The organism is Streptomyces coerulescens (genome assembly GCF_042657965.1).
In the GTDB taxonomy this organism is placed as follows: Bacteria; Actinomycetota; Actinomycetes; order Streptomycetales; family Streptomycetaceae; genus Streptomyces; species Streptomyces coerulescens.
Window position 1 is genome coordinate 285,060 of sequence record NZ_JBHSKM010000002.1, and the last position, 17,697, is coordinate 302,756.

General features: G+C 71.2%; 17 protein-coding genes and 1 tRNA gene. 2 read left to right on the forward strand and 16 right to left on the reverse strand.

Translation table 11 applies throughout. From position 1 onward, the window contains the following. Nucleotides 1–109 precede the first annotated feature (109 nt). Nucleotides 110–2,065: a serine/threonine-protein kinase gene (locus ACFPQ9_RS02825; protein ID WP_380845911.1), complete on the forward strand. Its 1,956-nt coding sequence runs from the start codon at nt 110–112 to the stop codon at nt 2,063–2,065. Nucleotides 2,066–2,086: 21 nt separating this feature from the next. On the opposite strand, the gene ACFPQ9_RS02830 is transcribed toward ACFPQ9_RS02825, so the two are convergent. The 11 genes from ACFPQ9_RS02830 to tdh form a co-directional block, all read right to left on the reverse strand. Beyond that, nucleotides 2,087–2,869: an FHA domain-containing protein gene (locus tag ACFPQ9_RS02830; RefSeq protein ID WP_380845914.1), complete on the reverse strand. Its 783-nt coding sequence runs from the start codon at nt 2,867–2,869 to the stop codon at nt 2,087–2,089. Nucleotides 2,870–3,003: 134 nt separating this feature from the next. Next, a complete protein-coding gene (locus ACFPQ9_RS02835) occupies nt 3,004–4,446 on the reverse strand; it encodes a hypothetical protein (RefSeq protein ID WP_380845917.1) in 1,443 nt (480 codons plus the stop codon). A gap of 149 nt (nt 4,447–4,595) precedes the next feature. Next, nucleotides 4,596–4,669 (reverse strand) — tRNA-Pro (locus tag ACFPQ9_RS02840). A gap of 100 nt (nt 4,670–4,769) precedes the next feature. Next, a complete protein-coding gene (locus tag ACFPQ9_RS02845) occupies nt 4,770–6,068 on the reverse strand; it encodes an MFS transporter (RefSeq protein ID WP_380845920.1) in 1,299 nt (432 codons plus the stop codon). Between the two features lie 113 nt (nt 6,069–6,181). After that, nucleotides 6,182–6,541, reverse strand: a complete 360-nt coding sequence (locus tag ACFPQ9_RS02850) for an MmcQ/YjbR family DNA-binding protein (RefSeq protein ID WP_380845923.1) — start codon at nt 6,539–6,541, stop codon at nt 6,182–6,184. 80 nt (nt 6,542–6,621) lie between these two features. Next, the gene (locus ACFPQ9_RS02855) at nt 6,622–7,104 is read right to left on the reverse strand and encodes a YfbM family protein (RefSeq protein ID WP_380845926.1); all 483 of its coding nucleotides are present in this window, start codon (nt 7,102–7,104) and stop codon (nt 6,622–6,624) included. A 123-nt stretch (nt 7,105–7,227) separates the two neighbouring features. Beyond that, a complete protein-coding gene (locus ACFPQ9_RS02860; protein WP_380845929.1) occupies nt 7,228–7,740 on the reverse strand; it encodes a GNAT family N-acetyltransferase in 513 nt (170 codons plus the stop codon). Further along, nucleotides 7,737–8,348, reverse strand: coding sequence for a helix-turn-helix domain-containing protein (locus ACFPQ9_RS02865; RefSeq protein WP_380845932.1), 612 nt, complete (start codon nt 8,346–8,348; stop codon nt 7,737–7,739). Before ACFPQ9_RS02865 ends, ACFPQ9_RS02860 begins: the two co-directional genes overlap by 4 nt. A 55-nt stretch (nt 8,349–8,403) precedes the next feature. After that, entirely contained in the window at nt 8,404–9,306 is a 903-nt protein-coding gene (locus ACFPQ9_RS02870) for a LysR family transcriptional regulator (protein ID WP_380845935.1), read from the reverse strand. Nucleotides 9,307–9,416: 110 nt separating this feature from the next. Further along, a complete protein-coding gene (locus ACFPQ9_RS02875) occupies nt 9,417–10,610 on the reverse strand; it encodes a glycine C-acetyltransferase (protein WP_380845938.1) in 1,194 nt (397 codons plus the stop codon). A gap of 44 nt (nt 10,611–10,654) precedes the next feature. After that, a complete protein-coding gene (gene tdh, locus ACFPQ9_RS02880) occupies nt 10,655–11,683 on the reverse strand; it encodes an L-threonine 3-dehydrogenase (protein WP_380845941.1) in 1,029 nt (342 codons plus the stop codon). Between the two features lie 357 nt (nt 11,684–12,040). Here tdh and ACFPQ9_RS02885 point away from each other — a divergent pair, with 357 nt between their 5' ends. Continuing rightward, complete coding sequence (locus tag ACFPQ9_RS02885; protein WP_380845944.1) at nt 12,041–12,646, forward strand: GOLPH3/VPS74 family protein; 606 nt, start codon at nt 12,041–12,043, stop codon at nt 12,644–12,646. Between the two features lie 167 nt (nt 12,647–12,813). On the opposite strand, the gene ACFPQ9_RS02890 is transcribed toward ACFPQ9_RS02885, so the two are convergent. The 5 genes from ACFPQ9_RS02890 to ACFPQ9_RS02910 all read right to left on the reverse strand — a co-directional run bounded on the left by ACFPQ9_RS02890 (nt 12,814) and on the right by ACFPQ9_RS02910 (nt 17,274). Beyond that, nucleotides 12,814–13,392, reverse strand: coding sequence for a GAF domain-containing protein (locus ACFPQ9_RS02890; protein ID WP_380845947.1), 579 nt, complete (start codon nt 13,390–13,392; stop codon nt 12,814–12,816). A gap of 61 nt (nt 13,393–13,453) precedes the next feature. Next, on the reverse strand, nt 13,454–14,053 hold the full coding sequence (locus ACFPQ9_RS02895; protein ID WP_030956515.1) for a GTP-binding protein: 600 nt from the start codon (nt 14,051–14,053) through the stop codon (nt 13,454–13,456). Next, complete coding sequence (locus tag ACFPQ9_RS02900; protein WP_380845951.1) at nt 14,031–14,402, reverse strand: DUF742 domain-containing protein; 372 nt, start codon at nt 14,400–14,402, stop codon at nt 14,031–14,033. Before ACFPQ9_RS02900 ends, ACFPQ9_RS02895 begins: the two co-directional genes overlap by 23 nt. Before the next feature lie 2 nt (nt 14,403–14,404). Further along, nucleotides 14,405–14,839 carry a roadblock/LC7 domain-containing protein gene (locus ACFPQ9_RS02905; RefSeq protein ID WP_030956513.1) on the reverse strand — a complete coding sequence of 145 codons (435 nt, stop codon included), beginning with the start codon at nt 14,837–14,839 and terminating at the stop codon, nt 14,405–14,407. A 92-nt stretch (nt 14,840–14,931) separates the two neighbouring features. Further along, nucleotides 14,932–17,274: a sensor histidine kinase gene (locus ACFPQ9_RS02910; protein WP_380845954.1), complete on the reverse strand. Its 2,343-nt coding sequence runs from the start codon at nt 17,272–17,274 to the stop codon at nt 14,932–14,934. Nucleotides 17,275–17,697: the final 423 nt, after the last annotated feature.

The following is a 17,697-nucleotide window of genomic DNA, read 5'->3' on the forward strand; positions in this document are numbered from 1 at the left end:
ACCCTGCGTACGACGAGCTCTACGCAGTAGGTTCGACGCATACGCGGCATACGCGCGGCCATCGACCGTGGCCGTGGGCGTTCCGGACTCGACCGAGGGGGAGAATTCCGTGCGTTCCGGGGAGGAGTTCGCCGACCGTTATGTCCTGAAGGAGGTCGTCGGCGCGGGCCGGGGCGGCGACGTGTGGCTCGCGCACGACACGGTGGTGGGTCAGGACGTCGCCCTCAAACCGGAGCGGACGGACGGCGGGAGCGAGACCGCGGTGCGGCGGCTGCTGGGGGAACCGCGCGCGATGGCCAAGTTCCGCGACCACCCGCATGTCGTGACTTTGTTCGACGTGGTGACCGTGGCGCGGGACGAGTCCGAGGCGGCGGACGGGGCCACGCCACAGGGCGGCCCCGGGTCGGCGACGTACTGGTTCGTCATGGAGTACGTCCCCGGCGGCGGCCTGGACCGGCAGCCGACGGTCTCCCCCGAGCGGGCGGCCCGCATCGGCGCGCAGCTCGCCGACGCGCTGGCCGCGCTGCACGAGGCGGGCATCGTGCACTGCGACGTCAAGCCCGCCAACATCGGTCTCACCCGGCAGGGCGCCGCGAAGTTACTCGACTTCGGTGCCGCCTACCGGGTCGGTGGCACCGACACCATCACCGTCAACGGCCCGTACAGCTTCACCCCGGACTACGCCGCCCCCGAACTGGCCCGAGGCAATGTGCCCCGGCCCGCCTCGGACGTGTTCTGCCTCGCCGCCACCCTCTCCGCGCTGGTCACCGGAGCACCGCCGCGTGGTGGCGCGGCCGAGGACGACGACGCGCCCGCCGGGACCGGGAGGGAGGGGGAGGAAGCCGAGCGTCTGCGGTACTGGAAGGCCGAGCAGGGCGTCGTCGAGCTGGACGCGACCGCCGTCGGACCGCTGTATCCCGTGCTGACGGCCATGCTCCGCCGCGACCCTCGGCAACGCCCCGACGCCGCCGAGGTCAGGCGTCTGCTGGAGGAGGTCGCCGGTTCCGGACCGCGGCCGCCTCGGGACACCGCCACCACCAGCACCGCGCCCGTAGGCCCGCGGTGGCGCCGACCGCTGATCGCGGCTGCCCTGGGTGTCAGCGCCCTCCTGGCATTGGGGTCGGCCTTCATCCCCGGCACCGGCGGAGACGGAGATTCCGGTACGAGCCGACAGGCCGGGAACGCCTCGAACGGCCGGAGCCACGCCTTGGTGGGGGATCCGCACACGGCCGACGTGTGCGCCCTGGCCGACCCGCGGGCGCTGGACCGGTTCGGCTCCGACGGTGTTCAAGTCGACGTGGACTACGGCAACTTCGACCGCTGCGACATGCTGGTGAACGTCGACGACAAGACCCGGATCGATGTGTCCCTCCGCCTGCTCAAGGGCTCACCGCCGGAGGGTTCGAAGGCCTCCCGCACCATCGGCCGGATCGGCATCCGTCAGGAGGAGCCGGAGAACGACGAGTGCAATCTGCTCCTGACGTCGGACGACGACACCGAGGGCACACTGGTCGGGGTCCGCGTCAACATGGGCAAGGGCTCCGTGGTCGGCGGCACGGCGACCCTGTGCACGGTCGCCGACCAGGCCGCCGAGGGCGCCGCCGAGGTCCTCGACCGGGGCCCGCTCCCGCGTCGTTCGCCCGCCTACCCGCGTGACTCGCTGGCCTGGTCGAACGCCTGCGAACTGCTCGACGCCAAGGCGCTGTCGGTCGTTCCCGGTGTCGAGGCGGACGTGCCGGACGTCGGTGTCGCGAACTGGAGCTGCGAGTGGTCGAGCGACATCGACGAACTCGACGCCGAGGTGGGCTTCTTCCGCGACCAGCCCCGTTCCGCGGCCGACGGCACGGCCCTCACGCTGAGCGGCCGCCGCACGGTCGTCGAGCCGGGCGACGACGGGGACACCTGCGCCGCCTTCGTCGAGTACCGCAGATACAGCGGCCGGGACGCCGAGACGGCCGCCGAGATGGTGCGCCTGGACATCGCCGGGAAACGGCCCGTCGACAAGCTCTGCGGACTGGCCAAGGACCTCGCGGCCTCGGCCGCCGCCGAGCTCCCGGCACGGTGACGCACAGGACCCGCGGGCTCGTCAGGCATCCGGCCAGTCCGCGTCGTCCTCCATCAGGTCGAGGTCCGGCGGCACCAGTGTCGTCGACTCCACCAGCCCCTTGATCAGGTTGTGCAGCAGGCTGTTGTCGCCGGGGCGGCCCTGCGCCTTGTCGTGCAGCAGGGGATACCGGAAGCCGGTGCGGTCAAGACGCTTGCGCACCACCTCGATGCGGTGCTCGATCCTGCGCTCGGTCCAGTTGGCGTCGGGGCGCAGATAGCCGAGCTGCTTCGCGGCCGTGGCGTACGACAGCGGGCGCGGCTCCTCCTCGTACAGCAGATACCGCTGGCCGAGGACGACCAGCAGCAGCCGCTCGTCGTCGTCGAGCGCCCAGGTCTCCGGCCGGATCGTCTCGGCCTGTCGGCGCGACACCGGCCCCTGGTCGTCGTGGCCCGCCACATACAGCTCGACCAGGTGCTCGCGGTAGCCGGAGCCCTTCACGAACAGCGGGGTGTACCCGGTGGCGAGCGGGACCGGCTCGGTGCTCAGGTGCATCATCCGGCCGCGCGGCAGCCGGACGAGCTGCCGCCCGGTGTTGCGCAGCCACCACATGCCCTGCCGGTACGTCAGTTCTCCGTGCCGTCGGCTCACCCGCAGGTCGTCCACGCCGACCCCGAGGTCCACTTCGGGCTTCTCACCACGCCCGAAGCGGACCGTCAGCCCCGGGCGGGGCGGCGCGCTGAGCTCACCGGTGACCGTGCGGGCGTGCAGTGTCCCCGGCGTGGTGGGCGCGACACCACGCGCGAGGCTGGCGGAGAGGGGCATCGCTGTCTCCTCGGTCGATGGGCTGCTCGGTGCGGGAGCCGTGCGGCCGGCGTACGGCGTTGCGACCAGTGTCCGCACCTCGCGCGGGACCCCTCCCCGAACCGGTCGGCCACCCCGGCGACCGGCGCCCTGGTTCACCGTACGACCAACGGTCGGAAGGCGTCCTTCACATCGGACTTGCCCTCGTCGACGTACTGGCTGGACGGCGGGCCGGGGTCGTGGTCGCCGTAGGAGTAGTAGGTGAGGATCCCCGGGCAGCTGGTTCCGCCGATCTGGATCTTCCGGTTCATCAGGAGCTTGCCGGTGCGCAGTTCGTAGACCTTCACGGGCAGCTCGATGCGGTAGAAGGTCACGCTCGATGTGGATCCCGAGCCGGTGCCCTCGTACGGGCAGGTCTCTACGGCGCTTCCGTAGGCGTCCTCGCCCATACAGACGATCAGGACGGCGTCGGTGGGGCCGTCGGCCCGCCAGGACCCGGGGAGCCGGTCCGCATAGTCCTCGGCGTATGCGTCGTGGGTGTAGAACAGGGCGCGGTTCGTGCCCTTGCGATAGGGCTTGGCGCCGCTGTACTTCGCCGGGTGGGTGCAGTATTCGGGTGGGCCGTCGGTGCCGGGCGCCAACAGGGTGCGGACCTCGGCCAGTTCGATGTTCCGGGTGGCCTTCCGCACTCCGCTGCGGGCCTTGTCGGCGAGGTCGTCGTCGGGGTACCGGGCGAGCAGCCGCCGGTACTGCGACCGCGCGTTCTCCCAGCTGCTGTCCTCCATGAGCGCATCGCCGCAGCCGGCGAGCGCGGCCGGTGCCGCCCGGTCGGCCTCGGCGGCGGAGCGGTCGAGGAGGTCGTGGCTGGGCCCGCGGCTGCGGAGCCAGTCGACGACGGCCACGGTGCCGCAGGGATTCCTGGTGCGGAGCCTGCCGAGGAAGCCGTTGAGCGTGGCTTCGACCGTCTTGTCGTTCCCGGGCCGAGAAAGGACCGAGGCGAGCGTGCCGAACCCGTCCGCCAGGGCCCGGGTGTCGCCGTCCAGAGCGGTGGTCAGCTCGCCGTGTGCCGACCGCAGCCGGTCGCACGTCCGGACCGCCTCGTCGCCGCGGGCGCTCAGGGGCGCGTCGGCGATCCGGTGCCCGAGCCACACCTCGTCCTGGGCGCTCGACACCCCCTCGCAGTCACCGCGTTCACGGGCTTCGGTGACACGGTGCGCGATCGTGGAGGCGTCGTGGCGCAGCAGCCCGAGGGGCACCAGCACGGCCAGCGTGACACCGAGCGCGGCCAGACGCGGACCACGCCTTGTGGCCCGGTCGCCGCTTCTGCGCGCCAGGAACCACCCGTGGCCGACGGCGGCCGCCCACCACACGACCAAACCGATCTCGTACGCCTCCTCGGCGGTCGAGACGGCCCTGGTCACCAGCGTGATGGGGACCACCACGGCGACGAGGGCGAGCCCGCGCCGACGCATCATCAGATAGCCCACGCCGAGCAGCGAGGCATTGCCCAGCGCGACGGCCAACGGGTCGTGTACCGGGGGCTCACGGTCGGATGCGGAGCCCGGCGGTGCGGGTGCGGCGTACGACGGGTCACTCATCCCTGTACTCCCCCGGTCGCGGAACGGTCCGTACCCGCCATGGTCCGCATCGCCCGCGGGACCGGTCCCGAGAGACCGGAGAACGAAAGGGGAACGAAAAAGGCCGTATCGGCAGTTCCGATACGGCCTCTGACTTGCTGCTTCACAAGTCGGGACGACAGGATTTGAACCTGCGACCCCTTGACCCCCAGTCAAGTGCGCTACCAAGCTGCGCCACGTCCCGGTGCCCGTCTGACCTGGGGTTTCCCCCGGCCGAACGTGCAGGGAAACAATACCGCACTCGGGTCGGTGGTCGCGCACCCGTTTATGCGCACCCGTCCGCTTCAGCGCGGCTGGGGCCGCGCCCGTTCGTCCACCGTCACCGGCGCCGAGCGGGCCGTCGTCGGGACGTCCGCCCGCACCAGGCCCCGGATCGACGGCACCGAGAGCAGCGCACCCACGACGACGAGGCTCATCCCTCCGGCGACCAGGAGCACATGACCGGCGCCGAGGGTCGCGGCGGCCGGTCCGGCGATGGCCTGGCCGACCGGCATCATCGCCAGGGAGCCCGCGACGTCGTACGCGTGGATGCGGTTGAGGACATCGGCGGGGACCTGTGTCTGGACACTGGTCGCCCACATCACGCTCCAGAAGGCCATGCCCGCACCGGCGACGGCCGCTCCGGCGGCCATGGCGGGTACGCCGAGACCGGCGCCGACGGTCACCGGGAAGCCGGCGAAGGCGAAGAGGCCTATCGCGCCGGCGCGGAGCATTCGGCGAGGACGCAGCCGCAGGGCGAGCAGCCCGCCGGCGACGGTGCCCGCGCCGAGGGCGGAGTTGATCAGGCCGTACGAGCGCGGTCCGTGCTGCTGGACCACCTCGGTCGCCACGAGCGGGACGGTCGGACCCCACACGGTGATCATGTAGACGCACCAGACGACGATGACGCCCCAGAGCCAGGTACGGGCTCTGAACTCCCGCCAGCCCTCCACCAGATCGGCGCGGAAGGCCCGGGTTCCTCGATCGGCCCGGGCGTCTCCCGGGGATCCGGTCCGCGCGGGCAGGCGCAGCAGGAGGAGGCACAGGGCGCTGACGGCGTACGTGGTCGCGTGGGCCGTGAACACACCGCCGGGTGACGCGAAGCCGACGAGCACGCCCGCGCACGCCGGTCCGGCGAGCTGGGCGACGGCCTCGGCGATCCGCATGGTGCCGTTGGCGCCCTGGACGTCGGTGGCGAGGCGGCGGACCGTGCCGGGGACGCCGGGCTGGAAGACGGCGCCCGCGACACCGTTGACGAAACCGATCGCGCAGATCTGCCACAGGACCACATGCCCGGAGAAGAACAGCACGGCGGCCAGGGACTGGGTGCACAACCGGACCAGGTCGGCCCCGATCATCAGCCTGCGGGTGCTGAAGCGGTCGGCGATGACCCCGCCGAAGATGATGAGCCCGGCGAAGGCGGCTGATGTCGAGGCCAGGGCGAGACCGACCGCGCCTGCGCCGTACCCGTGCTGGAGGAGCCCGGCGGCGAGGGCCACGGGCAGCATGGTGTCGCCGAGCTGGGCAACGGCACGGGCCACGAAGAACAGGGCGAAGTCCCGCGACCACACCGGCCGCGCTCCGTCCTTCTTGCCCGTCTTCATCCCCCGCATCCCCCTCGATCCGTTCCCCCGTGGTAGCCGAGGCCCCCTCCGCCCCGGCTGCCACACCTGCCCTCGGATCATGACATGGGGCACTGACAACGGCCCCAGGGGTTTCAGTCCCCCGTCGCAGGCCCCAGCTCCGGATAGGCGTCCAGCAGCCGGGGCGGAGCGGCCTGGCGCCAGGAGTCGGCAAGGATGTCGCGCAGTTCGTCCTCGTCCTCCAGGGCGGCGAGCCGGGCCCGCACCCAGGCGAACTGTGCCTCGTGGTCGGCGATCCAGAACTTTTCGGGCTCGGCCATCACCAGTTCGTCGCGCTCCTCCTTCGGGCAGCGCACCGCGATGGAGGTCTCGTCCTCGGGCAGTGTGGCGAACATCTTGCCCGCGACCCGGAACGTGGGCATGCTCCAGGCGATCTTCTCCGTCGTGTCCGGCAGAGAGAGGGCGATACGGCGTACGTCTTCGGCATCCGGCATGACAGGCACGGTAGCGCCCGCCACTGACAATCACCTGGTGAGTGGGGTCGGCCCGGCCCGGGGCCCGCCGCCGGACCTCCCTAGAAGCTGAAGTTCATGAAGGCCCCGTGGCCGTGCTCGGCCGCCGTGCGGAAGAACGTGACCAGCTCGTCGTAGGCGTCCTTCAGCCAGTCCAACTCACCGTCGGGGTCGAACGTCCACATGTTGGGGTACACGTCCTCCGTCGCCATGCGCTCGGGGTCGTAGTGCGCCGCCAACCGCTCCCACGGGGTGGCCAGCAACTCGCGTGCCACACCGTCGATCTGCTCCGCGGTCCACCCGAACAGGGTGCCGCTGTCCAGTATCTGGAATCCGTCCATCACGAACTCGAGCGACACCTCGGCCTCGTCGAACAGGAACTGGAGGCCGCCGAATGCCTTGTCGGGGCCGCAGTCGTGCCGGTCCGGCCACGGATAGTCGACGCCGTACAGGTCGGAGACGAACTGGCCCGCCCAACTCGGGTCCTTCGCCGCCCTGTCCAGCTCCTCCGTGGTCGCGCTGATGAACGAGATGGTCACTCCCATGACAAGCAATCCCCCTTGGTATGCCGCCTGTTCGACCGCTCGGCCGATCAATGCCGGGGAGTGTTCCACGCGACACTGACAATCGGAGGGCTCATCGGGCCGACGCGAAGCGGACCGGACCGGTCAGACGCACCTGAAGTAGATCGTCGTCGGCCGCAGCACTCCCGCCGGGCTCGCCGCGTAGTCCGGGATCATCCCGGCCCGGGTCCAGCCGGCCGAGCCGTAGAGGCGCTCGGCGGGGCTGTCGGTCTCGGTGTCCAGATGGAGGAGGGTGACGCCGGCCTCGATCGCCGCCTCCTCCGCGGTTGTCAGGAGTCTGCGGCCGAGGCCCTGTCCGCGGGCGTCCCGGTGCACCATCAGCTTGACCAGCTCGGCCCGGTGGCGGCTGTTGGGTTTGTCGGCGAAGGCGAGACCGACCGTGCCGACGGTCCGCCCGTCCCGGCACGCCACCCACACCGCCAGCCGCCCGTCGCCGACGGCGCCGGCGCGCTCCTTCCACCAGGCCAGGGCCGCCGTACGGTCGAGCGGACCGAGGAATCCGACGGATGCGCCGTCGTCCACCGTGTCCACCAGGAGGTCAGCCAAGTCGGGGGCGTGGTACAGGAGTTGAGCCTCTTCCAGTCGCTTCACGATCACGGCAGCACCACCGCCAGCGCATACCGCACCGCCTCCGGTCCCGCGCACCGGAACCGCGTCGGCCCCCACACCCGCATCCGCAGACAGTCCCCGACGCCGAGGCGGTGCTCGACCTCCTGGACCGTGACGTCGAGCGTGCCTTCCAGGACCCAGATGTGCTGCTCCAGGCCCGGCACGGGCGGTCGGTCGTACGCGATGTCGGCGCCCGCGGTGAGACGTCCCTCCACGAGTTCGGCACGCAGTCCGGTGTGCGGCGGGGAGACGGAACGCCGCACGAACCCGGCGGAACGGTCCTCCCACACCGGCTGCTCGGCCGTTCGCACCAGCAGCGCGGGCTCGGACTCGACCTCGCTGAGCAGCTGGGACATCGTGCGGCCGTAGACATGGCAGAGGCGGTTGAGCAGGGAGGCGGTGGGGCTGATCTCCGCTCGCTCGGCCCGGGAGAGGGTCGAGCGGCTGATGCCGCTGCGCTCCGCCAACTCCCCGAGGGACCAGCCGCGTTCGGCCCGCAGCTCGGCCAGGCGAGAGCCGAGGCGGGTGTCGAGGCGGGTGTCGAGCCGAGCGCCGGCCGCGTCCGGGACCTCGCCGCCTTCTACCGTCTGTTTCATATTCGGGACGATATCCCGAATATGAAAAGACAGTGTTACGGGAGCCTCACTTGCCTCACTCCTGCGCCGCCTCGTCGAGCGCTTCCAGCACCGGCCGGATCAGGGGATGCTCCTCGGCTCCCCGCCGCACGGCCGCGAAGACCCGGCGCGTGGGTGCCACCCCGTCCACGGGCCGTACGACGACCCCGGCGAGGTCCATGCCGCGCAGCGCCGAGCGCGGCACGAGCGCCACTCCCGCACCGGCCGAGGCGAGGGCGACGACCGCGCGGAAGTCGTCCGAGGAGTGGTCGAGGCGGGGCTGGAAGCCGGCGTTCTCGCAGGCCAGGACGACCACGTCATGGCAGGGGTTGCCGGGGTAGGGGCCGATCCAGGTGTCCTTGGCCAGCTCGGCGAGCGGGACCTCGGCCGCGTCGGCGAGCCGGTGGCCGACCGGGACGACCGCGTCGAAGGGCTCGGCGTACAGCGGTACGTGCGCCAGGCGGGGGTCGTCGGCGGGCGGCGCCCCCCGGTACTCGACGGCGACCGCGATGTCGACCTGCCGGTCCAGCACCATCGGCAGGCTGGCATCCCCCTCGGCGTCCTGGACGCGGATGCGGATGCCGGGGGCCGTCTCGGCGAGGCGGGCCACCGCGGGCGCGACGACCAGGGCGATACCGGTCGCGAAGGAGGCGACGGTGACCGTGCCGGCCGCGCCCGAGCTGTACGCCGCGAGCTCGGCCTCGGCCCGCTCCAGCTGGGCGAGCACGGCATTGGTGTGGCTGAGCAGGATCTCACCGGCCGGGGTCAGCCGTACGCCCTTGGCACCGCGCTCCACCAGACGGTGACCGGTCTCCTGCTCCAGGGCCGCGAGCTGCTGGGAGACCGCGGAGGGAGTGAGGTACAGCGCGGCGGCAGCCGCCGTCACGGTGCGGTGGTCGGCCACCGCACGGAGGATGTGGAGCCGCCGCGCTTCGATCATGAGATCGATTATCGCAAGGTCCGGAGCGGACCGGACGTCAGCCGTCCGACCGGGCGTCATCCTTGCAGCCGTTCGTCAGCCTTGCGGTCGTTCGTCAATCTTGCGGTCGTTCAGCCGTCCAGTTCCGCCCGGGCCGCGACGAAGGCGTCCACGGCACGGTTGACGTCGTCCGTCGAGTGCGCGGCCGACAGCTGGACGCGGATGCGGGCCTGGCCCTGGGGCACTACCGGGTACGAGAAGCCGATCACGTACACGCCACGCTCCAGGAGCAGCTCCGCCAGTCGGCCGGCCTTGGACGCGTCGCCGATCATCACGGGGGCGATGGCGTGGTCGCCGGGGAGGATCTCGAAGCCCTCCTCGGTCATCCGGCGGCGGAACAGCTTCGTGTTCTCGGCGAGCCGGACGCGCAGATCGTCCGCCGCCTCCAGCAGGTCGAGGACCTTGAGAGAGGCCGCCGCGATCACCGGGGCCAGGGTGTTGGAGAACAGGTACGGCCGGGAGCGCTGGCGCAGCAGGGCGACGATCTCGGCGCGGGCCGCCACATAGCCGCCGGACGCGCCGCCGAGCGCCTTGCCGAGGGTGCCGGTGATGATGTCTACGCGGTCCATGACACCGTGCAGCTCGGGCGTGCCGCGGCCGCCGGGTCCGACGAAGCCGACGGCGTGCGAGTCGTCGACCATGACCATCGCGTCGTAGCGGTCGGCGAGGTCGCAGATGTCCTTCAAAGGCGCCACATAGCCGTCCATGGAGAAGACGCCGTCGGTGACGATCAGCCGGCGGCGCGCCGACTGGGCCTCCTTCAACTGGGCTTCCAGGTCGGCCAGATCGCGGTTGGCGTAGCGGAAGCGGCGGGCCTTGGACAGCCGGATGCCGTCGATGATCGACGCGTGGTTCAGGGCGTCGGAGATCACCGCGTCCTCCGGGCCGAGGAGCGTCTCGAAGACACCGCCGTTGGCGTCGAAGCAGGAGGAGTACAGGATCGTGTCCTCCTGCCCGAGGAACGCCGAGAGCCTGCCCTCCAGTTCCTTGTGCACTTCCTGGGTGCCGCAGATGAAGCGGACCGAGGCCATGCCGTAGCCCCAGCGGTCCAGCGCCTGGTGGGCGGCGGCGATCACGTCGGGGTGGTCGGCGAGGCCGAGGTAGTTGTTGGCGCAGAAGTTGAGGACCTCGCCGGGACGGCCGCCCGCGCTGACGTTGACGGTCGCGGACTGCGGGGTGTCGATGACGCGCTCGGGCTTGTACAGGCCGGCGGCGCGGATCTCGTCGAGGGTGGCGCGCAGGTCGTCGCGCACGGAGTCGAACATCGGGAAGCTCCTAAGGTGCTTGCGCGGAAAGGGAGTTACGCGAGTTACGCGGTCCAGTCGAGGATGACCTTGCCGCCGCGGCCGCTCGCCGCGTCGGCGAACGCCGCCTCGAAGTCGCGGTAGCCGTACCGGCCGGTGATCACGGGCGCGAGGTCGAGACCGCCCTCCAGCAGCACGGACATCGCGTACCAGGTCTCGAACATCTCCCGGCCGTAGATGCCCTTGACGGTGATCATCGAGGTGACGATGCGGGCCCAGTCGACCGGGAACTCCTGCGCGGGCAGGCCGAGCATGGCGATACGGCCGCCGTGCGTCATGTTGGCGAGCATGTCGCGCATGGCCTCGGGGCGGCCGGACATCTCCAGGCCGATGTCGAAGCCCTCGCGCAGACCGAGAGTGCGCTGTCCGTCGGCGATGCTCGCCTCGGACACGTTCAGGGCGAGGCTCACGCCGACCTTGCGGGCCAGTTCCAGCCGCTCCTCGCTCACATCGGTGATCATGACGTGGCGGGCGCCCGCGTGCCGGGCCACGGCCGCCGCCATCAGGCCGATCGGTCCGGCGCCGGTGATCAGCACGTCCTCGCCGACCAGCGGGAACGACAGCGCGGTGTGCACGGCGTTGCCGAACGGGTCGAAGATCGCGGCGACATCGAGGTCGACGGGCACCCGGTGCACCCACACATTGGCGGCAGGGAGCGCCACATACTCGGCGAAGGCACCGTCGCGGCCCACACCGAGTCCGACGGTGGCGCGGCACAGGTGCCGACGGCCGGCCAGACAGTTGCGGCACTTGCCGCACACCAGGTGGCCCTCGCCGCTGACCCGGTCACCGGGCTTGATGTCGGCGACGTCGCGGCCGGTCTCGACGACCTCGCCGACGAACTCGTGCCCGACCACCAGCGGGGTGCTGATCGCCTGCTGCGCCCAGCCGTCCCAGGACCGGATGTGCAGATCGGTGCCGCAGATACCCGTGCGCAGCACCTTGATCAGTACGTCGCCCGGTCCGACGGCCGGTTCCGGAACGTCCGCGAGCCACAGCCCGGGCTCCGCCTTCTCCTTGACCAGCGCCTTCAACGCTACGGCTCCTGTGCTCGAGTCCCGGCCGCGGGCATGCCGAGGGAGCCCGCGGCCGGGGAGGGGGGTGGAATCGCGTAGCAATCTGCCGTACCGCGGCGCCCCCGGTCCATCGAGGATTTCTTAAGCGGCGCCACAGCTTTCCTTCACGCCCTCGTCCCGAGTGCACACCGGCCGCCTCCGAAGTGCGCGATCAGCGGCCGCCCCCGGGCTGAGAATCCGGTTCCCGCACCACATGGTGGTAGTAGGGCACACGGCGCCCGAAGGACGGCGAGAATCGGCGTAGCACGTCCGGACCGCCGAGGAACAGCCTCGTGGCCCGTGCCCCGCACACGGCCGACTGACCAGGAGCCGCTCATGAACACCGCAAGGGATCTCGCGATCGTCACCCTGGACATGGCGTCGGACCACACAGTGGAACAAGGCGATCTGTCGCTCGCACTCGCGGCGGCGGAGGTGTTCGACCTCCTCGACGCGCGGGCCCTCGTCCTGGACGGCGACCTGATCGCCCCCAGCGCACAGGCGCCCACGGGCGACCGTCTGCTGGACGAGGCCGCCTCGGCACTCATACGGCTGGAACCGTACGAGTCGGTCGAGGACTGGCTGTGGCGCCGGGGCCGGGGCCTGTCCTCGGCCTACGTCGACGATCTGGAGCGCGTGGGGCTCACGGCCCGGGCCCGGGGCCCCCGGTTCGGACTGCGGGCCGCACCGACGGTGCCGGTCGACTCGGCCGCCCGGCGCCAGGCCGAGGAGCGCTGGACCTCGGGCGAGCCGGTGCTCGCCGCCCTGGCCACCGCCGTCGGCATCCGTGACGAGTCGGACGACGTCGCCGAGGAACCCACCGACGAGACGGTCACGACCGTGCTGGCCGCCCTCGGCAACGCCGTGATGGAACTGGAGGCCGTGCGGCAGCGGCGAGCAATCGAGGACGCCGCGTTCGACAACGTGTGGCGGGGCTACTGAGGGCTGATCCGGGGCCCCTGTGGTCGGCGGGCGCACAGCAGCGCCGGGCAGCGTCGCAGCAGTTGTTCCACCGCCGGATCAGGCGTTCCGTGCTGGGGTACGACTTCGCGAACGGAGGAGTCAGGGGCACGCCAAGTCCAGTGCGACCGCGGCCGTCGCAGCCGCCGTCACAGCAGCGGGAGCCCGTCGGCCTCCCGTCGTTCCAGCCGGGCCATCAGGTCCACCGCCGTCGCCTTGATGGTGTCCAGGCCCGCCCTCCCCCATGCCCGCGGCTCCACGTCCACGACACACACGGTGCCGAGCGCCATCCCGGTGCTGTCGATGAGTGGCGCGCCCATATAGGAGCGGATGCCGAACTCGTCGACGATCGGATTCCCGGCGAACCGCGGATAGTCGCAGACATCCTCCAGGACCAGCGCCTTGCGTCGCACGACCACATGGGGGCAGAACCCATGGTCTCGCTCCATATGGCGCCCCAGCTCCGGCTTGTCGTCATCGGCCCGCGTGAGGGTCACCCGGTGCCGTGCGTGGAGCCCGGCGAAGAACTGCCTGTTCTCGTCGATGAAGTTGACCATGGCGTACGGCGCCCCGGTGAGCTCGGCGAGATGGTCCGCGAAGACGTCGAGGGCCGGGTCGGCATGGTTCCCCAGTCCCAGCCGGAGCAACCGCTGGGCGCGGGCGGGGGCCTCCTTGTCCTCGGGGGTCAGCAGCAGTCGAGCGACCGGGTGGGGTGGGCCATGGCTCATGGTCGGATTCCGTCCCTGTGGGCGTACGTCATATGCGGCTCCGTGCGGGTGTGTGTGGCTGTCACATGTGGGCTCCATGGCTTGGCGCGGGGGCCGGTGTGTGGGCGATGAGGTGCCGTACCAGGGTCAGCAGGGTCTGCACGCCGGAGCTGGAGATCCGGGCGTCGCACCGGACGATGGGGATCTCCGGGTCGAGGTCGATGGCGGCCCGGACCTCTTCCGGGTCGTACCGGTAGCCGCCGTCGAACTCATTGATCGCGACGATGAACCCGAGGCCCCGCTGCTCGAAGAAGTCGACGGCGGCGAAGCAGTCCTCAAGGCGCCGGGTGTCGGCGAGGATCACCGCGCCGAGCGCGCCCTCCGAGAGTTCGTCCCACATGAACCAGAACCGTTCCTGTCCGGGCGTGCCGAACAGATACAGGACGTGTTCCGGATCGAGCGTGATGCGGCCGAAGTCCATGGCCACCGTCGTCTCGACCTTGTTCTCGACCCCTTCGAGGCTGTCGGTCGCCGCGCTGACCGTGGTGAGCAGTTCCTCCGTGCTGAGCGGCGCGATCTCGCTGACCGCGCCCACGAAGGTCGTCTTGCCTACCCCGAACCCTCCCGCCACCAAGATCTTCAGTGCGGTGGGGAAGGGGTCAGAGCTGTCGTCGTAGTCCATCGAGCACTGCCTCCAGAAGGGCCCGGTCTGTCGGGTTGTGGTGGAACTCGGGGGGCTTGGTGGTGAGCGCCCCGCAGTCGACGAGGTCCGACAGCAGCACCTTGGTGACCGCCGCCGGCAGCTTCAGGTGGGCGGCCGCCTCGGCGACCGAGACGGGAGCGCGGCACAGGTCGAGCGCCAGCTCGTGCTCGGGGCCGAGGTAGCCGAGGGGGGTCGCCCCGGTGGCCATCACCTGCGACATGAGGTCGAGCGCGACGGTGGGCCTGGTACGGCCGTTGCTGACGGTGAAAGGGCGCACCAGCCGTCCGGCCGCTTCGTCGAGCCAGGGCCCGTCGCCGGCCGCCGTCATGTTCAAGGCCTCAACGCCGAGGGTTCGACGGAGTGCTGCCGGGGTGCGGTGACCAGGTACGGGCGGACGCTCTTGACCAGCATCGCCATCTCGTAGCCCAGCACCGCCGCGTCGGCCTCACGGCCCGCCAGCACGGCGAGACAGGTGCCGGATCCGGCCGTGGTCACGAAGAGCAGGGTCGAGTCGAGCTCCACGACGACCTGGCGTACCTCTCCCCCCTCGCCGAACCGGACGCCGGCGCTGCGGCCCAGGGAGTACAGGCCGGAGGCCAGGGCGGCCATGTGGTCGGCGCTGTCCGGGTCGAGGCCGTGAACCGATTTCACGAGCCCGTCGCAGGAGAGGAGGACCGCACTGGTCGTGTGCGGTACCCGCTGGACGAGGCCGCTCATCAGCCAGTCGAGATCGGAGACATGGGCGGTCGGCGCTTCGCTCGCCATGGTGGATCGACTCCTTGAGGTACGAAGGTCTGCGGGAGCGCCGGGGTTGGGGGTGGTCAACCAGGCGGACTTCGAGCTGGTCACGGTCGTGGTCATCCGGCTGGTGCGCTCCCGTCAGGCCAAGTGGTGTGGTCGGGACCGGGCGTGGGCCCGGGGTGCGGCTCGGTCATATGGGCCGGGTCCATGGGCGACACGTCCATGGAGGGCCGGCTGGTCATGGAGGTCACGTCCATGTGGAGTGCATCCAGGGACGTCGGGCGCAGACGTGTGGGCTGTGGGCGAGCCGTGTCGAGGCTCGTGGGCTCCGGACGGCTGGGCGCGGGGCGTACGGATTCCAGGCGAGTGGGCTGGGAGACCAGGGGGTCCGGGTGAGCCGGCTCCGGGGCGAGTGACGTGGTCTCAGGCGTGGTGTGGGGTGAAGGGGTGTAGGCGGGAGTGATCCCGTGGGTGGTCGAGGTGTGCGCCGTCGAAGTGTGCGCCGAGTCCGTGTGGCCTGCGCCCATGTGGTCGGGGCTATTGAGGGCGGCACCACTGTGGTCGGGGCTCATGCGATCGGGACTCATGTGGTCGGGGCCCATGTACCCCGCATCCATATGTTCGGCGTCCCCCCGCCCCGACTCCATGTGCTGCTGCGTCTCCGCCAGTCCGATCCCCCGTTGGAAGGCGGCCATCAGCCCCGGGTCGTGTCCGGCGAGATGGTCGGACTCCTGCCGTGGTGCGGGACCACCACGGAGCTGGGGTGCGATGTGTTCCTGGGCGCGGCGGCGCGGAAGTTGGGGCTTGCCCATGGTGCCGCGGACGGTGCTGACACGCGGGTTCGGCGGGGTGCCGGCGTTCTCCTCGACGCGGCGGCGTTCATCGGGCCTGATACCGGGCACGGCCTCGGACGGGTTGGCCCGTTCCTCCTGGGCGCCGCGTACGGGCAGCGGTGCGGGTCCGGTTCCGTTCGTGCTCGGGGCCGCGCTCCTCGCACGGGCCTGCGGCTCCGGTCGAGGCGATGTGCCGTGCGGTGCCGACGGTCCCTGGGGCGCCTCGGCCACTCCCCGTTGCCCACCGCTCTCCACTACGGCCGTCGCGGTCGGCGCGGCGTGCCGACGCTGCTGAGGCGACACCGGTACCTGCTGCCGGCGTGCCTGCGGCGAGGACTGCGAGGAAGCCTGCGGCGGCATGGCCGTACCGGCCGGCCCCTGCGGCTCCTGTGCCCGTCCCACGCCCGCTCGGGCGCCCGGCTCGTTCCCCAACAGCCCCTGCGGCACGACCAGTACGGCCTGCACACCGCCGTAGATGTTGGTCTGGAGGCGTACATGGATGCCATGGCGCTTGGCGAGCTGCGACACGACGAACAGGCCGATGCGTCCGTCCGCCAGCAGGCTGGCGACGTTGACCTGGTCAGGGTCGGCGAGCAGGGCGTTCATGCGGTTCTGCTCGCCGACGGGCATGCCGAGCCCGCGGTCCTCGACCTCGACGGCGAGCCCCGAGGTGACGAGGTTGGCCCGGAGCAGCACCTGGGTGTGCGGGGCGGAGAACACCGTGGCGTTCTCGACCAGTTCGGCGAGCAGGTGGATGACGTCGGCGACGGCGTGGCCGCGCAGGGTGCCGTCGATGGGCGGCACGAGCTTGACCCGTGAGTACTGCTCGACCTCGGCGATGGCCGAGCGCAGCACCTCGGTCATGGAGACCGGGTTGCTCCACTGCCGGCGGGAGACGGCGCCGCCGAGGACGGCGAGGTTCTCCGCGTGGCGCCGGATGCGGGTGGCGAGGTGGTCGACGTGGAAGAGGCCCTTGAGCAGGTCGGGGTCCTCGATCTCGTTCTCGAGCTCGTCGAGGATGGAGATCTCCCGGTGCACCAGCGACTGAAGGCGCCGGGCGAGATTGACGAAGACCTCCAGCTTCTGTTCGCTGCCCGCCTGGCTGGAGAGCTGCGCGGCCTGGACGACGGCGGTGACGGCGCCGTCGTGGGCGCGGGCCAGGTCGGCGGCGAGCAGTTCGAAGTCGTCGGCGCCCTCGGGCGGGCCACTGCGGGACTTCCGCTTCGGCGGTGCTTCGCCGCGTCGCATTGTCTCGACCAGGGTCCGCAGTTCGGCCTCGCCACGTGCGCTGCTCCGGCGCAGTGCGCGGATGCGGTCGTTCACGGATCTGGCGGTGCGGTTGGCGGCCACGGCGGCGATCACGATGCCCGCGAGGGTGACCGAGACGGCGCCGGCGAGCACGGCCCACAGGGTGAGGCTCGGCCGGGTGGCCGTGGAGCGCAGCACGAACAGCACGGCCGCGCAGGCGCTGAGGGTCACCGCGACGGGTGGCAGCACGGCCAGCCGCAGCAGTTGGGGCCGTATATGGGTCTCGGGCAGCGCGGGTGCGGTGCGGGCGGCCGGGCGCCCGTGCCGCCCGCCCTCACGGCGGTCTGCGCGTGCGGCCGGGGCGCGTAGATGAGACATCGGGGTCCTCGTACTGGTCCGTCGGTCGGGGGCCTGGGGGTGCGCGCGGTCTGCGCGGCCCGGGGCGTGCGCCATCGCGATGTCGGTCGACAGAGTCGACGAATTCGGCTCCGCGTCGCCCGACGGACACTGACAGTAGTCGCCTTCGCATCAAGTGCGGTGGGCAGTTGACAAACTCCCGCAGGCAGCGTCCCGCTCTGGTATGAGGTCTCGTACGACAGATCGATAACCCGTCACACCGTTCGCCCACAAGGAGCAATCGAACGATCGGACCTGGTCAGAAGTGGTCACGAGGAAAAGGTGAGGGACGGGGCACTTTCCGAGCCCCACCCCTGGACGGCGTCTCGTTCCCGACCCCCGACCGCCCCGGTGGGGACGTTTCAGCACCTCGGACACCCGATGCTCCGACCCCCAGAGCATCAC

Excerpts from the sequence above, each read along its gene's own strand:
- ACFPQ9_RS02870 (WP_380845935.1), bottom strand. The coding sequence starts at position 9,306 with ATGATCGAAGCGCGGCGGCTCCACATCCTCCGTGCGGTGGCCGACCAC.
- ACFPQ9_RS02835 (WP_380845917.1), bottom strand. The coding sequence starts at position 4,446 with ATGAGTGACCCGTCGTACGCCGCACCCGCACCGCCGGGCTCCGCATCC.
- ACFPQ9_RS02850 (WP_380845923.1), bottom strand. The coding sequence starts at position 6,541 with ATGCCGGATGCCGAAGACGTACGCCGTATCGCCCTCTCTCTGCCGGAC.
- ACFPQ9_RS02845 (WP_380845920.1), bottom strand. The coding sequence starts at position 6,068 with ATGAAGACGGGCAAGAAGGACGGAGCGCGGCCGGTGTGGTCGCGGGAC.
- ACFPQ9_RS02875 (WP_380845938.1), bottom strand. The coding sequence starts at position 10,610 with ATGTTCGACTCCGTGCGCGACGACCTGCGCGCCACCCTCGACGAGATC.
- ACFPQ9_RS02905 (WP_030956513.1), bottom strand. The coding sequence starts at position 14,839 with ATGGCGAGCGAAGCGCCGACCGCCCATGTCTCCGATCTCGACTGGCTG.
- ACFPQ9_RS02885 (WP_380845944.1), top strand. The coding sequence starts at position 12,041 with ATGAACACCGCAAGGGATCTCGCGATCGTCACCCTGGACATGGCGTCG.
- ACFPQ9_RS02900 (WP_380845951.1), bottom strand. The coding sequence starts at position 14,402 with ATGACGGCGGCCGGCGACGGGCCCTGGCTCGACGAAGCGGCCGGACGG.
- ACFPQ9_RS02890 (WP_380845947.1), bottom strand. The coding sequence starts at position 13,392 with ATGAGCCATGGCCCACCCCACCCGGTCGCTCGACTGCTGCTGACCCCC.
- ACFPQ9_RS02830 (WP_380845914.1), bottom strand. The coding sequence starts at position 2,869 with ATGCCCCTCTCCGCCAGCCTCGCGCGTGGTGTCGCGCCCACCACGCCG.
- ACFPQ9_RS02865 (WP_380845932.1), bottom strand. The coding sequence starts at position 8,348 with ATGAAACAGACGGTAGAAGGCGGCGAGGTCCCGGACGCGGCCGGCGCT.
- ACFPQ9_RS02895 (WP_030956515.1), bottom strand. The coding sequence starts at position 14,053 with ATGGACTACGACGACAGCTCTGACCCCTTCCCCACCGCACTGAAGATC.
- ACFPQ9_RS02855 (WP_380845926.1), bottom strand. The coding sequence starts at position 7,104 with ATGGGAGTGACCATCTCGTTCATCAGCGCGACCACGGAGGAGCTGGAC.
- ACFPQ9_RS02910 (WP_380845954.1), bottom strand. The coding sequence starts at position 17,274 with ATGTCTCATCTACGCGCCCCGGCCGCACGCGCAGACCGCCGTGAGGGC.